The 14921-nt window shown below is 62.8% G+C and carries 7 protein-coding genes; 4 read left to right on the top strand and 3 right to left on the bottom strand.

Annotated elements, in window-relative coordinates:
• Positions 1-1219 precede the first annotated feature (1219 nt).
• Complete coding sequence (locus BGC09_RS04035; RefSeq protein WP_069802356.1) at positions 1220-2311, bottom strand: hypothetical protein; 1092 nt, start codon at positions 2309-2311, stop codon at positions 1220-1222.
• 423 nt (positions 2312-2734) lie between these two features.
• On the opposite strand from BGC09_RS04035, the gene BGC09_RS04030 reads away from it, so the two are divergent.
• Complete coding sequence (locus BGC09_RS04030; protein ID WP_069802354.1) at positions 2735-3760, top strand: universal stress protein; 1026 nt, start codon at positions 2735-2737, stop codon at positions 3758-3760.
• A 126-nt stretch (positions 3761-3886) separates the two neighbouring features.
• Here BGC09_RS04030 and BGC09_RS04025 read toward each other — a convergent pair whose 3' ends face one another.
• Positions 3887-6694 (bottom strand): bifunctional acetate--CoA ligase family protein/GNAT family N-acetyltransferase, encoded by a 2808-nt coding sequence (locus BGC09_RS04025; RefSeq protein WP_084657919.1) that lies wholly within the window; start codon positions 6692-6694, stop codon positions 3887-3889.
• A gap of 330 nt (positions 6695-7024) precedes the next feature.
• Between BGC09_RS04025 and BGC09_RS04020 the strand changes: the two genes are divergently transcribed.
• Positions 7025-7297 (top strand): SHOCT domain-containing protein, encoded by a 273-nt coding sequence (locus BGC09_RS04020; RefSeq protein WP_069802352.1) that lies wholly within the window; start codon positions 7025-7027, stop codon positions 7295-7297.
• Between the two features lie 188 nt (positions 7298-7485).
• Here the strand turns inward: BGC09_RS04020 and mgtA are convergent, their stop codons facing one another.
• The gene (gene mgtA / locus BGC09_RS04015; RefSeq protein ID WP_084657918.1) at positions 7486-10089 is read right to left on the bottom strand and encodes a magnesium-translocating P-type ATPase; all 2604 of its coding nucleotides are present in this window, start codon (positions 10087-10089) and stop codon (positions 7486-7488) included.
• 392 nt (positions 10090-10481) lie between these two features.
• Here mgtA and BGC09_RS04010 point away from each other — a divergent pair, with 392 nt between their 5' ends.
• Both BGC09_RS04010 and BGC09_RS04005 read left to right on the top strand, forming a co-directional pair.
• A complete protein-coding gene (locus BGC09_RS04010; protein WP_069802624.1) occupies positions 10482-12464 on the top strand; it encodes a heavy metal translocating P-type ATPase in 1983 nt (660 codons plus the stop codon).
• Between the two features lie 301 nt (positions 12465-12765).
• Positions 12766-14550, top strand: coding sequence for a bifunctional aminoglycoside phosphotransferase/ATP-binding protein (locus tag BGC09_RS04005; RefSeq protein ID WP_069802350.1), 1785 nt, complete (start codon positions 12766-12768; stop codon positions 14548-14550).
• The last annotated feature ends 371 nt before the right edge of the window (positions 14551-14921 follow it).

Here is a 14921-nt window from a genome sequence, read left to right as displayed (position 1 = left end):
GATTTCGTTCACGCGCACGGAGAGCTTATTATGTCTTTCTAAACAGCTATTGTCCTGGTAGCAGGTTTTAGGGCCATAGCCTTTTTCCGGGCTATTCACCTTGTAAGCGCTGTTGTTCTTGGCTGGCTCGTGGGGTATCAGGCCTCTGATCCGTCAGGAGAAGGAAGCACTGCCAGGATTCCTCTTTGGGCGGCACCGCGTCCCTGGCTGCTGCCGCTCGTGACGACCGCTGGTGGTCTGCTTGCCGGTCTCATCGTCTTCCTGTGGGAGCCCGAGGCTGAAGGGCATGGGACTGATGCGGAGAAGGCCAGTCCACCAGGAAGAAGAGCACGCAGAGCAGATCGGAGGCGACCAGCAGTCCCACCACCTGAACAGAGGTCCAGAGGGAGGTCTCTCCTCCCCAGCTCGTCCGAGCAACAGGCAGGTTGTCTCTGCCGCCACGCTCAGAGATCCCAGCAGGTCGAGGCGACGCAACCCAGCCTAGCCCCAGGCCTGCGGCGAGCGGACCGCGATCCTGGCGGGGACCCAGACAGCGATACAGCCCCAGCGCCAGTATCCCTCGTGGCAGATTGAGGTAAAAGATCCAGCGCCACGAAGGTGATCAGTGATGGCTCCTCCTGCCAGTGGCCCAACAATCGCGGTAATCGTCGCAATGGCAATGAACAATCTCTGCCAGCGTTGACGTCAGTGCCGTTAGCAGCCCCGCTCCCAGGCCCTGAAAGCCACGAAAGAAACAGAATCAACTGCAGCATTGTCTACGCCAATCCAGCTAGAAAGGAAAGTAGCGTGGCTCCACGCCGGTGGCTGCTTCAGCCTCGGGCCTCGCACCATCGTTCTTGTCGCTCATCCCTGTGACGTGCGCCGCCTGCGAACTGGTTACATATGCTGGCCCGCTATGGTATCCCCTTCGGGGGCTTGATCAAGAAATACCCATCGTCTCTGCCCTACCCTGATAGAGATCTGATATCGTATAACGTATACTACGAAAAACAGGTTGAGGTGATAGCAACGTATGGAGACGCTATTGAATGTCTATGACTGGATTGGAAGAATTCTGGCTCTGCCCGGCCTCATTGCCCTGTGCGGCATCATCTACTCGCTGCTCACAGGGACCCTGCTCATCCTTTACCGTCTCGGACGCGGCCTGCAGAGGAGGAGTATCGCCATCTTTGCCAACAGCAACGGCGAACTGAGTGTCCTTAAGGCCATGCTCACCAGCTCAGGCTACTTTAAGGAGCATGATATCATTGAGGTCTCCGATCTGAGGATGCGCCACCGTGCCTGGGATGCTCATCTGTTCCTCGTCTCCTGGAAGGATTGGAGCCAGCAATTGCCAGCGATTCTGGAGGCCAGATCGCATACCAGGGGCGTGGCCCTCATCATCTACGCCAGTCCAAACGCGATTTCCCCGCCGGACATGGCTACCCTTGCGCAGGAGCACAACACGATTGTCGTTAACTTCCCCGCTCGCCTTCTCAATGACGTTATTATGTCCCTGATCACAACCAGCCTCACCAGGTACAGAAGGAACGCTACGCCCTAATGGCTCCCCCTGCCCGGCGCTATCAGCCGTCAGAGCCAGCCCGCTGACCACAATGGCCAGCAGCAGCGCCAGGGGCACAATGTCGAAGCCGAAGCGCTGGATACTGATGAGCGCCAGATCGTGGAAGCGGCGATGGAAGGCCAGCACCAGCCCGACGAGCAGCAGCAGGGCAGTGATATCGAGCGCGTGATAAATAAGGAATCCAAGGACCGACTCAGGGCGGAAAGCAAAGAGGGGGAAGCCGAAGAACCAGAGCAGGTGCTCGCCTGCCGGCGTCAGCGTCATGCGAATCCAGCCGAAGGTCAGGGGGAAGGTGATACAGCAAGACAGCAGTACGCCCCAGAAGATGCATTGGTGCATGATCCAGCGATAGAGGCCACGGCGGCGGATAAATTGTTGAGAGAATAGGTCAAGAATCGCCAGAGGAATGAGCGCCGTGTAGCGCCTGAAGTTCTCATAGGAGAAAAAGAGCCGCCAGCTGCGCCTCCAATAGCGTCCGGTTGGGGGACGAGCCAGCCAGAAGCTGTATTTGTAGGTCACGGCGGCCACCGCGAAGATCGTGGCCACAACGTAGCCGATCAGTGCCGCATCGAACCAGTGAAAGCCGCGCGACCCAAGGGCGATCAGGCCGGTCAAGACGGCGGCGGCCAGCACCCCATAAAGGATGCAACGGGTGCGCAATCCCAGCTGAACACGAGGGCGAGTCACAGTGGTCCGGGAGTGGGCAGGCTCCGGGAGACGCTGCTGCTGAGTAGCGGCCTGACTCACGACAGTCTCCTTTCTTCTCTTGCCTTGCTGCCTGTTCCAGAGACACTCGAGCCAGCGCGCGAGCGACAACGAACGAAAGAGCCACACTCTCTCTCGTCCGGCTGAGCTGCGAGCGAGCCGGGCCTCTTTCTCTCTTTGTAAGACAACTATAACACGCTGCTCGGGTCTGTGCGCCAAGGAACAGGTCACGCTCTCCTCACAGTTAGCGTCCTGGCGCCGAGCACCTCTCTTCGCCTTTCAAGACAAAGGTAAAGCGCAACCATCACCAGCCGGAAAGCGCTGTGATCGTGCTGTGAGTCCAGCTCGCTCCGTTGAGAGCAGACGGTGTGCCCGTCCTGCCATACTGCCGGTAAAAGGTGATGTGCTGAGTTGAGCGAGCTGGCCTCTGCTCAGCAGCTCCATGTGAGAAACAGGAGGTCATGGATGTTTCAACGTATTCTTGTCCCGCTGGATGGCTCGCCGCGCGCCGAGCAGGCCCTCCCGTTGGCAGCCCGGCTGGCACGCGCCAGCAGAGGCCGCCTGATTCTGGCGCGCATCGTGCAGCCTGGTACCGCACTGCTCTGGGCCCCAACCGCGCTTGATCCAGCGACGATGCGCTCATGGCTGGAGAGCGCCACCGAAGCGGCAGAGGCCTATCTGCAGCGCGTCGCCGCTCTGCCGGTTCTCCACGATGTGCCCACAGAAAAAATTGTGCGGTCGGGGCTCCCCGCGGATCAGCTGCTGCGTCTCGTGCCAGAGGTCAGCGCCGACCTCCTGGTGCTCTGCAGTCATGGCTACCGCGGTCTGCAGCGCTGGGCGCTGGGGAGCGTGGCGCTCAAGCTGATCCGTCACGCATCTCTCCCTGTCCTGGTGCTCCGTTCTCACGGCGAGATGCTGGCCGGTCCGCAACCAGGCTATGAACGCCCTCTTCGGGCCGTGGTACCGCTCGATGGGTCTGTCCACGCTAAGGCTGCCCTGGAACCCGCCGCGGCGCAGGTGCACGCCCTGGCCACACCGGCGCCAGCTGCCCTGCACCTGCTGGCTGTCGTGGAGGTCGACGAAGAGGCGGAGGATGAGGCTGCCAGACGTGAGCGCGAGCGACGACTGGCGCGGGCCCGCCGCTATCTGGCTCACACCGTGGAGCAGATCCGCGCCGGGCTGGTGGCCCCAAAGGTCTCTGGCCTGCAGCTTGAGCTGACCTGGTCGGTGCATGTTGGCTCTGATGTGGCGCAGACGATTCTCGATGTCGTAGAGCACGGCCAGGACCTTGTAGACACGCCTCTGCCCGGCGGCTGTGATCTGCTGGCCATGTCGACCCACGGCAGAGAGGGCCTGAATCGCTGGCTCCTGGGGAGCGTGACCGAGCGGGTGCTGGAACGGACCCGCCTGCCGCTGCTGGTCGTTCGCCCCCAGGGAATCGAAGAGACCCCGCGCACGCCCTGGGGCACGCTGCAGGACGACCTTGACTGAGCGGTCGCCAGTCAGGGACAAGGAAGCCACTGGCCACGGCTACTGGCTCGAGGGACCTGCACGCAGGCTCGTCCAGGCGCGGCGAGGCCGATGTGCTGGTGGCTCCCTTGCGCTCCCTTCCTTCTCTCACGGGTGTCCCTTGATCAGCTCGCTCCCTTCTCGCAACAGGAAGGTTGCCTGCATCAGCTGCTCCTCGGGATGGTAGGTCAGCTGAAAGCCAAGCTTGCGGCAGACCCGCAGCATGGCCTGGTTCTCCGGCAGCATGCGGCCCTGCAAGCGTTGCAGGCCCTCCTGCCGGGCGATCTCCATCAAGCGCCGCAACAGCTCCGTTCCCAGTCCTTGCCCCTGCACCTGATCGGCGATCAGCAAGGCAAACTCGGCCTCCTCTCCCCCGGGCAGCTTGATCAGGCGTCCAATGCCCAGGAGCGTCTCTGTACCAGTGCCTGACGCCTCCTCCCGCGAGATGGCCACCAGGGCCAGCTCTCGATCGTAGTCGATGAAGCAGCGATCTACCAGCCGCTCATGGGCGATGCGTTGACTCAGGCCAAGGACATGTAGCCAGCGCAGATAGACACTGCGCTCTGAGAGCCGCTCGTGGAAGCGCACCATCAACGGCTCGTCTTCCGGGCGAATCGGGCGGATCGTCACCGGAGTGCCATCAGGGAGCTGCCAGTTCCCGATGTAGTGGCTCGGGTAGGGACGAATCGCCGGGCGCGGCAGCGCTGTTTCGGGCACACCGGATGAGTGCAGCACGATTCGGGCATCGAGTGCCAGCAGATGACCGCCCGCTGCCAGCACAGGGTTGATATCGCACTCCCTGATGAGCGGCTGCTCGACCACGAGCAGACTGAAGCGCACCAGCAGGCGCTCGAGCGCCGCCAGATCCACAGCGGGCAGTCCGGCAGCCCCCTGCTGGAGGGCAGCGAAGATGCGCGTGCGCTCCAGCAGACGCCGCGCCAGCGTCGTGGTCAGCGGCGGCAGCGCCAGGGCGGTATCGCGTTGCACCTCGACCAGGCGCCCGCCGCTGCCAAAGAGCAGCACCGGCCCAAACTGTGGGTCGCAGAAGCTGCCCACGATCAGCTCGTAGCCCTCCAGCGTAATCATCGGCTGCACCGTCACACCCTGCATTTGCCCGGCTCCCGCCTGGCGCTCTGCGGCCTCGGCAATGGCTCGATAGGCCTGCCGCACCTCCTCAGCCGTGCGCAAGGCAAGGCGGACGCCTCCAATACGGCTTTTGTGGGTGATGGTTGGCGAGAGCAGCTTCAGAACCACTGGATAGCCGAGCTGCTCCGCCTGCTGGACGGCCTCGTCTTCGCTGAGCGCGACGCGAGTCTCGACGGTCGGGATGTCGTAGGCCTGGAGCACCGCCTTCGCCTCCGGCTCGCTGAGCAGCGTGTGCCCGGCCTGGCGGGCTGCAGTCAGCACGCTGGCGACCTGCGCGCGCCGACTGGCGCTCTCCTCGGGATCATCCACCACACTGGGCGTCTCGTAGAGGCTCTGCAGATGCTTGCTGGCGCGCCACATGGCGCAGAAAGCGCGGGCCGCCGTATCCGGGGAGGCAAATGTCGGGATGCCGGCGCGTGTCAGAATCTCGTGGCCGGCTGCCACACTGCTGCCTCCCATCCAGCTTGCCACCACGGGCCGTTTGCTGCCTGCCACGGCCTCAACTACGCGCTCGGCGGTACGGGTGGGGTCGCTCATGGCCTGGGGTGTCAGGATGACCAGCAAGCCATTGCTGGCCGGCTCACGAGAGAGGATGGCAATGGCCTGGGCATAGCGTTCGGGATCGGCATCTCCCAGGATGTCTACCGGGTTCTGGCGACTCCAGTAGGGGGGGAGCAGCGCGTCGAGGGCGGCCCGTGTTTCCGAGGAGAGCGGGGTCAGCGCCCCGCCGGCCTTCGCCAGAGCATCGGCAGCCAGTACGCCGGCACCGCCCGCATTGGTCACGATGGTGAAATGCGGCCCCTGGGGGCGTGGCTGCCGCGCCAGCACCTCAGCCATCGCGAACAGCTCGTCGATGCTCTCCACCTGCAGCAGGCCGCAGCGGCTGCAGGCTGCCTCGAAGATCTCCTGGCTCACGGCAAGGGCCCCCGTGTGGGAGATGGCCGCTTGTATGGCCTCGGGAGTTTGACCCCCTTTCAAGAGGATCACGGGTTTGCGCCGTGCCACGGCCCGGGCCGCGGAGAGGAAGGCCCGGGCGTCGCCCACGGTCTCCAGATAGAGGAGAATGCAGCCGGTATGTGGATCATCCCCCAGGTAGTCGAGCAACTCCCCCCAGCCCAGATCGAGCATCGACCCGACCGAGACAAAGGCGCTGAAGCCGATGTGCTCCTGCAGGCTCCAATCGAGAATGGCGCTGCATAAGGCCCCGCTCTGGCTCAGGAAGGCGATCTGTCCCGGCAGGGCCATCCCGCTGGCGAAGGTCGCATTCAGCCCGATGCGTGGGTTCATCAGGCCCAGGCAGTTGGGTCCCAGAAGCCGCAGCCCACCCCGCCGTGCCTCTTCCAGGACCTGGCGCTCCAGTGCCTGGCCAGCTGGCCCTCGCTCGCGAAAACCAGCGGAGAGAATGATCGCCCCTTCGACCCCGGCGGCCACGCAGTCGGCGATCACAGAAGGGACGGTCTCCGCCGGCGTGGCAATCACGGCCAGCTCCACCGGCTCTGGAAGATCCGTGACGCGCGGGTAGGCGCGTCTGCCGAGCACACTGGAGCGGTGGAGATTGACCGGAAAGATGGAACCGCCAAAAGGAGCAGTGGTCAGATTCGTGAGCACGGCTCGCCCGACGCTCCCCGGGCGCTCAGTGGCTCCGATGACGGCGATACTGTGAGGCGCGAAGAAGACACGCAGGGGGTGCGAAAAGGGCAGGTCGAAGAGTGTGGTCGGCTGCCCCTTCTGAGCTGCTGAACCTCCCGGCGCGGGTTGGGGCTGGGGCATCGTGGTGGCTCCTTTCCTCAACATATTGAGAGCGTACGTGTATCCTGTTGGTCTCGATCACCAGCCTAGCGTGTCCAACTCACGATCTGCTCTCTTACCTGGCCGCCCTCCTCTCAGTTCCATCACGACGGGTCGCCAGAAGAGCAGGGACACCGCGCTGCATGCTTCTCCCCATCTCACCCCGGCGTCCTGTGAGGTCACTGTGAGTCAATTGGGCGGCGCTGTGAACAGATCGAGAGTGTGGGAGTGGATCATAGTATCTGAAGTAAGGCAACGAGTGTGCCTGGCTTGTTCAAGGAGAGGAAACGCTCAAGAAATGAGGTGATCTTGATGATGTGGGGCTTTGGCTGCGGAGGCATGCTATGGATGTGGCTCGGGGCCGTTCTCTGGCTGATCTTGCTGGCGGCCCTGGCCTGGGCCCTGTTTCGTCTGGCCAGAGGGAAAGGCTGGTTCTCAGAGGGACCGTCTCGCCTGTATCCCTCGGGGCCGAATCGCTCTCCCTTGCAGATTCTACAGGAGCGCTACGCGCGCGGAGAAATCGACGCCGCGACCTTTGACGCAATGCTGGCCCGCCTGCGCTCTTCGGAAGAGAGCCGGCAATGATCCCGGAGGAATTACCAGCGACGGAGAAGCGCAGATGACTAGCGGACAGGCATCTTGTCCGGCACACTGCATGTGGCTGGTCCGCCCGTGCACCACCGTCACACCGTCAGCTCTGCAGAAGGTTCCATCGCTGCCTTCTGACTGAGAGCTGACGGCGCTTGCTTCTGGTCGGGAGCCGCCGACGCTGCTCACGGTTGCGCCTGACCCGATAGGCCAGCTTGCTGGCTGGTTGGCAACAGGCGCCCCTTCACCAGCTCGACCAGTGCCAGGTAGGTCAGTGTGGCAACTGCCAGGAAGAGGAAGTAGCCGGCAGGCAACGGCACAAAGCCCAGTGGAGCGGCCAGCGGCGTCCAGGGCAGCAGCAGCCCGCAGCCAACCACTGCCAGGGTGGTGAGCGTCAATGGCAGGCTGGGACGACTGCGCAGCGGATGACCAGCGGTACGGATCACGAAGATCACCAGGGTCTGCGTCGCCAGGGACTCGATGAACCAGCCGGTGTGAAAGAGGGCCTCGGAGGCATGAAAGACCGCGAGCATGACAAAAAAGGTCAAGAAATCGTAGAGCGAACTGATGGGTCCAACCAGCAGCATGAAGTTGCGGATCAGGCCGATGTTCCAGCGCTGCGGCTTGAGCATCAGGCTGGCGTCGACGTGGTCGGTGGGAATGGTGACCTGCGCCAGGTCGTAGAGAAAGTTATTGAGCAGAATCTGGGCCGGTAGCATCGGCAGAAAAGGCAGGAGGAGAAAGGCCCCGGCCATGCTGAAGACGTTCCCAAAGTTGGAGCTGGTACCCATAAGGAGATATTTCATCACGTTGCCGAAGGCCCTGCGCCCCTCCAGAATGCCTGCGTGGAGCACCTGCAGGCTCTGCTCCAGGAGGAGAATGCTGGCGGCCTCTCTGGCGATATCGACGGCACCGGCGACCGAGATCCCTACATCTGCCGCGTGCAGCGAGGGCGCATCATTGATGCCATCGCCCAGGAAGCCCACGACATGGCCACGGCGTTTGAGGGCCAGCAAAATGCGACTTTTCTGCGCAGGCGAGACCCGGGCGAAGAGCGTGACGTGTTCCACCGCGCCGAGCAAGGCGGCATCGCTCATGCGCTCTAGCTGGCTGCCTACCAGCACGCGCGCTGGATCCAGCCCTACCTGGCGACAGATATGGCGCGCCACCAGCTCGTTATCGCCTGTGACGATCTTGACCTGGACCCCGTCCCGCGCCAGGGCGGCAATAGCCTCAGCGACGCCGGCCTGGGGTGGATCGACAAAGGTCAGCAATCCCAACAAGATCAGGTCCTGCTCTTCCGCCTGGCCATAGCGCTCCTGCTGAGGCAGCTCGCGATAGGCCACGGCGAGCACACGCAGTCCTTCCTGGCTGAAGCGCTGATGGAGTGCCTCAGCCTGACCTCGCAGGGCGGCTGTCAGCGGCTGGGCTACACCATCCAGCTCGCAGCCAGTGCAGAGCGGAAGGATATGCTCGGGGGCCCCTTTGACAATGAGGAGCCGCCTGGCAGTGTTGGTCTGCTCGACGATGACGGAGAGGCGGCGCCGCTCAAAATCAAAGGGGATCTCGCCGTACTTACGATAAGCGGCCAGCGAGAATGCGCCGCTGCGCTGGATCGCTTGATCGAGCGGGCTGTTGAAACCGGTCTGGAGGGCGCTGTTGAGGTAAGCGAAGAAGAGAGTACGCTCGGAGGCCTGCCCCCGTAGATCACAGGCCTCTTGCAGCGTCATCTCTCCTCGGGTCAGAGTACCGGTTTTATCCGTGCACAGGATATCAATGCTGCCAAAGTTCTGGATCGCCTCCAAATGCTTGACGATGACCTTGCGCCTGGCCATGCGCACGGCTCCCTGCCCCAGGGTAATAGTGACGATCATCGGCAGAAACTCGGGGGTTAGCCCAACGGCCAGAGCCAGAGCGAAGAGTACGGACTCGAAAAGCGGGTGATGCAGAAGGACACCGGTGAGAAACACAAAGAGCGTTAAAAAGAAGACCGTTTCCAGAATGAGGAAGCTGAAGTGGCGGAGTCCACGCTCAAACTCGGTCTCAGGTGGGCGCTGAGCCAGACGAATGGCCACATCCCCGAAGGCTGTCCGGGGGCCTGTGGCTACCACAAGGGCAAGGGCGCTGCCACTCACCACGGAGGTGCCGAGGAAGACCCAGTTGGGGGCTTCGGCGGGATGGGCCAGCGTGGTTGCTGTCTCCTCGGCCCGTTTAGCGACCGGCAGTGATTCACCTGTGAGCGCGGCCTGCTGTACATGGAGATCCAGGGCCTCAATCAGACGAGCATCTGCCGGCACCAGGTCGCCGGCGGCCAGGCGAATGACATCGCCGGGAACCAGCAGCCGGCGGGGGAGATCTTGCCAGCGGCCATCGCGCAAGACGTGAGCCACAGGGGCGACAGACGAACGCAGGCGCTCGACGGCCCGCTGAGAGCGATAGCTCTGCAAGAAGTTCAGCACCAGGCTCAGGAAGACGATAATCGCAATGATGAGAGCGTTGGTTAGCTCGCCGAGTAAGGCGGAGACCAGGCTTGCCAGCAGCAAGACGGCGACTAACGGGTTGAGGAAGAGCCGTACGAGCTGGACCACCCCTGAGCTGGTCCGTTCAGCGGCGACCTCGTTGGGGCCGAATTGGCGCAAGCGGCGGCGCGCTTCTTCCTCAGTCAGTCCTTGCTCTGAGGAGCGCACTTCGGTCAGTAGCTGGCTGAGCGATTGGCTGTAGCGTGGACTAACGGCGGCTATCGTGGTCGTGATCGGCTCCCTGTGGGAGGAGGGCGGTAGACCGGGCATCAGCGTTGCTCCTTCTTCTTCCCCTGGCTATTAGTAGGCAGTAACAAAAACACTCCGAATCTAACAGGCTGTCATCACGATTACCTCACGGACATCCCTGGCATGGTTACAGCGCTATCACAATGCCCCTCTGAGGCAGGTCAGCGAATCCAGGCCAGGCAGACAAGGTAGAGAACGCTTCGTGAGATAGGGCTGACAGGCTGTGATGGATGTGTGACCACTGGCATGTATCCTGGTGGTGAGAAGCAACGTTCCTCGGAGTGGAACATTTCCCCTCCACTACAGGAGAAAAAGGCTATCCAACTATGCCAGTGGTCCATCGGCGCCAGCCTGCCCTTCCGCAGTCTCAGCTTGTCTCAGACCCAGAGCACGGGAAGAGAGCGGCGACTCCCGTGCCGCCTATCCCAGCCCAGGCGGCGGTGCAACTGCCGCCGCGCTTTGGTCGCAAAGCCCTGGGGGAGTTGCTGCGTCATTATCCTCTGCCTTCCGCAGCGCTGTTGCTGCTCCTCGTCGCGCTCCTCTGCTGGCTAAGCGGACGCGCTGACCTTGCGCGCTGGGTGCTCCTGGTGATCACGGTGATGGGAGGCATTCCCCTGAGCTGGCAGACGCTGCGACAGCTCAGCCGTCGGGAACTGAGCGTTGACCTCATCGCGATTCTCGCCATCATCGGGGCGCTCCTGGCGGGGGAGTATCTGGCTGGGGCTTTTGTCGTGCTGATGCTCTCTGGGGGCGAAGCCCTGGAGGCGTATGCGCTCCGGCAGGCTCGCCGCTCTCTTTCAGCCCTGGCTGAGCGCGCGCCGCGCATTAGCCATATCTGGCGTGGGCAGGAGCTGGTCGATCTTGCCGCCGAGGACATTGAAGTGGGCATGGTTGTGGTGGTCAAGCCCGGCGAGCTGGTTCCTGTAGATGGCGAGATAGTAGCTGGCTCTTCATACGTGAGTGAGGCCGATCTCACGGGCGAACCGCTGCCGCAACCGAAGACCGTGGGGGCGACCGTGCTCTCCGGCAGCCTCAATCTCGATCGCCCGCTCGAAGTGCGTGCCACCCGACGCAGCCTTGAGAGCAAATACGCTCAGATTGTGCGCCTGGTCGCCGCGGCTCAAGAGCAGAAAGCTCCTCTTCACCGCCTGGCCGATCGCTACAGCGTCCTCTTTACCGCTGTGAGCCTCTCGCTCGCTGCACTGACCTGGCTGCTTACCGGGAGCGGTATCACGGCCCTGGCTGTGCTCGTAGTAGCCACGCCCTGCCCTCTGATTCTGGCCACGCCGATCGCCATCATGTCCGGCATCGACCGGGCGGCCCGAGCAGGCCTCATTGTCAAGAGCGGCGCGACTGTGGAAGCTCTCGGTGAGGTGCAGGTGGCCGTGTTTGATAAGACCGGAACCTTGACCCTGGGGATGCCTTCCGTCTCCAGGCTCTGGCGAGCGCCGGCGTCGGAGGTGCCTGCTGAGGCCCCCCTCCTCGATGATGCGACCTTACTGCGCCTGGCGGCCTCAGTGGAACAGCTTTCCTCGCATATCCTGGCGCGGGCTATTGTCGAATCCGCCCGCGCGCAAGGGCTGGCTCCTGGACTAACTGAGCAGTTCCAGGAAGTCTTTGGCAAAGGAGTCGCGGGGCGCGTCCGTCTGACTGCGGCGCCGGAGGAGCCGATCTATGAGGTCACAGTGGGCAACCGTACCTTTCTGCGTCAGCGCGGAATCCCGCTCCCGCCGGTCCTCTTGCTGGCCCGCGAGCAGTGGACAGCGACCGGCCAGATCGCCAGCTTTCTGGCCGTGAATGGTTACTGCCTGGCGCTGATCGTTCTGGAGGATCGACCCCGGGCTGATCTTGCCCAACTCATGGCTGATCTCAAGCAAGCGAGCATTGAGGAAAGAGTGCTCCTGACCGGCGACGGCGAGGAGGTGGCCCAGCGGATCAGAGCCCTTGCCGGCATGGACCGCGCGGTAGCGCGCTGCTTACCGGAAGAGAAAGTCCAGGTCATCCGCGATTACCTCAACAAAGGGCGCAAAGTATTGATGGTCGGCGATGGGGTCAACGATGCGCCCGCACTGGCCACCGCCACCGTGGGGATCGCCATGGGACAGCAGGGGCTGACCGCAGCGGCCAGCGTCGCGGATGCCGTGCTCCTCTCCGAGGATGTACGGCGCATCGCCACCGCTGTACGGCTTGGGCGCGGTGTCATGCGTATCGCCCGTCAGGGAATCTGGGTGGGAATGGGATTGAGCGCGACAGCGATGCTGCTGGCGGCCTTTGGCTGGATACCGCCGGCTGTAGGCGCCATTCTGCAAGAGGGCATTGATGTCCTGGTCATTTTCAATGCCTTGCGCGTGAGCCGCATCCCGCTAGAAACCGGGCAGGGCAGGCGGGTACTGTGAGCGCCCTGTGAGCATTGGCCGAGGCCTGGAGAGGGAGCCGTGCAGTGCAGGTGCTATGGTTCTATTGGCAGGAGCAGCCGGGATTCGCTCAGGAGCAGAACGAATGGCCTTGCTCATCTTGTCTCGGGTTGGAAGGCGCTGCCAGCTGGCTTCTACCAGCGGGGTGGCTCAGGGCCGGTGCGGCAATGGAGCCGTAGCGACCAGGTAGGAGGGGCAGTCTGGCAGCGACCTTCCTGCCTCCTGTCAGTCAGGTTGCCGTCTTGAGGACATCGTGTTGCTGAGCCATCTGAGGAGAAGCACCATGCCAGCGCCATCGGTCATGCAGGCAGCAGAAGCCATGATCACCACTATTTTGGCAGGGAAGGCGCCAGCGCGCGCGGCAAGTGCCCAGCACCAGTCGACGCCTGCCGCTTCAGCTCCCCATCTGGTACAGACTCACGCTTCCGTGGTTGTGCTCCTCCCTGATCTGGTCTATAAATTGAAGAAGCCGGTGAATCTGGGCTTTCTCGATTACTCAACGCCGATGCTGCGCCGCCAGTGGTGTCGGGAGGAGGTTCTTGTGAATGCCCCGCTGGCGCCCGGCATCTATCTGGGCGTGGCCCCCATCGTGCGCACCCAGCGAGAGGAGATGCATATTGGCCCGATCTTCTCGCCGGAGAGCGTGCCAGAGCCTGCTTCTTCTCTCGAAGAGGGGACGGTTGTTGACTATGCAGTAGTGATGCGTCGTCTCCCCGAGACAGCAACCCTGGCCGGCTGGCTCCAGAGCGGGCGCCTCTCGGCGGCAATGCTCGAAGCGGTCGCCCGGCGTCTGGCCGCCTTCCATGCCGAGGCCCGCGCAGATGACGAAGTACGCCGCTATGGCCAGCCGGAGCTGTTAGCCTTCAACTGGCAGGAGACCCTGACCCAGCTTCAGCCCTACCTTGGTCGCACCCTGGATCAGTCAACCTACGAGCAGATTCAACGCTACGTCGAGCAGTTTCTTGCGCAGCGCCGGGCGCTGTTGCTGGGGCGCATCGCCCAGGGATGCATCCGAGATGGGCACGGAGACCTGCGCCTCCAGCATGTCTACTGGCTGGAGTCTCCCCCCGAGGACGGACAGCAGGAGCCACAGCTTCTTTTTCTGGACCGCATCGAGTTCAATACCCGCTTTCGCTATGCTGACATCGCCGCTGAGGTAGCTTTCCTGGCGATGGAGCTGGAATATAGCGCACGAGTGGACCTGGCGGATGCTTTTGTCGATGCCTATGTCAGGGCCACAGAGGATGAGAGCTTACGCGAGGTGCTGCCTTTCTATCTGTGCTATCGCGCCTGCGTGCGTGGCAAAGTGGCCTCGCTGCTGCTGGATGAACCCGAGGTCCCTCTGGAGGAGCGCGATCAGGCTCAGCAGCAGGCGAGCGCCTTGTTTGCGCTGGCCGCTCATTATGCCAGTCGACCTGCCGGAGCAACGCTGGTCATGATTGGCGGCTTGATGGGTACGGGCAAAAGCACGTTGGCGCGGACCCTCCAACAAACGACTGGGGCGGCGCTCTTTTCGTCCGATGTGATTCGCAAGCGTCTGGCGGGCCTCGCTCCCGGTGAGACGCGGGCTGAGGCTTTTGGAAAAGGTATCTATGCCCCGGCCTGGGGGACACGTACCTATCAGGCGCTCCATGCCCTGGCCATCCTGGCCTTGCAAGAAGGGCGCTCGGTGATTCTGGATGCCTCCTTTCTGCGCCGCGAAGATCGGCAGATCATGGCCCAGGCCGCTGCTGCTCAAGGCGTTCCCACTTTCTTCATCGAGTGCTTTTGTCCAAAGGAAGAAGCTTTAGCACGGCTCCGCCATCGCTGGAGCCAGCGCCAGCGAATCGCCACCCCAGGCTTAAGCGGCGTCGGCGAGCTGTCGCTGCGATCGAGCACAGTCGAGGCCTCTGACGGGCGGCCAGACCTCTACGATGCCCAGTGTGCTCACTGGCAGCCATGCCTTCCGGCGACGGAGCAGATCACCGGGGTGCCATTCCGTACCGACCGTCCGCTGCCGGTGCTGCTTGCCCAGTTGCTTGACATCCTGGGGCAGCCATGCCTGGCCTGTCGACTCGTGCTGCCCTAGGCTCATGACACGTGCTCGCAGAGAGGAATGAAAATGCGCTGAAACAAGATCTCTTCCTTCCACTCCTGGTAGCCGCCTTCCTCATGTCGTGAAGGAAGCCGCAGGGGGTTCGACCTTTCTCCCCTTTCCCTACCTCGCATGATTGCTCCCCTTCTCAGGACTCTCTCAACTCTTTCCTTTGCTCCTCACAGACAGCGCTCACCTCTAGACCACTCCAGGACCATTCCCCTGCCAGGCTGGAAAGGAAGGGAGCTGGCACGGACAAAGAAAGATGCCAGAGACCTCTCTCCTGGCTGCTGTGACCGCTTTGAGAAGGCTGGCCAGACCCTCGTGATGGCCTGGTGAGCTACGGCGCCTATACTGCTCTCACG

Origin of the sequence: Thermogemmatispora onikobensis, assembly GCF_001748285.1 — a bacterium.
GTDB lineage: Bacteria > Chloroflexota > Ktedonobacteria > Ktedonobacterales > Ktedonobacteraceae > Thermogemmatispora > Thermogemmatispora onikobensis.
Note: the sequence above shows the minus strand (reverse complement) of the source record. Positions and strands in the feature narration are given on the sequence as shown.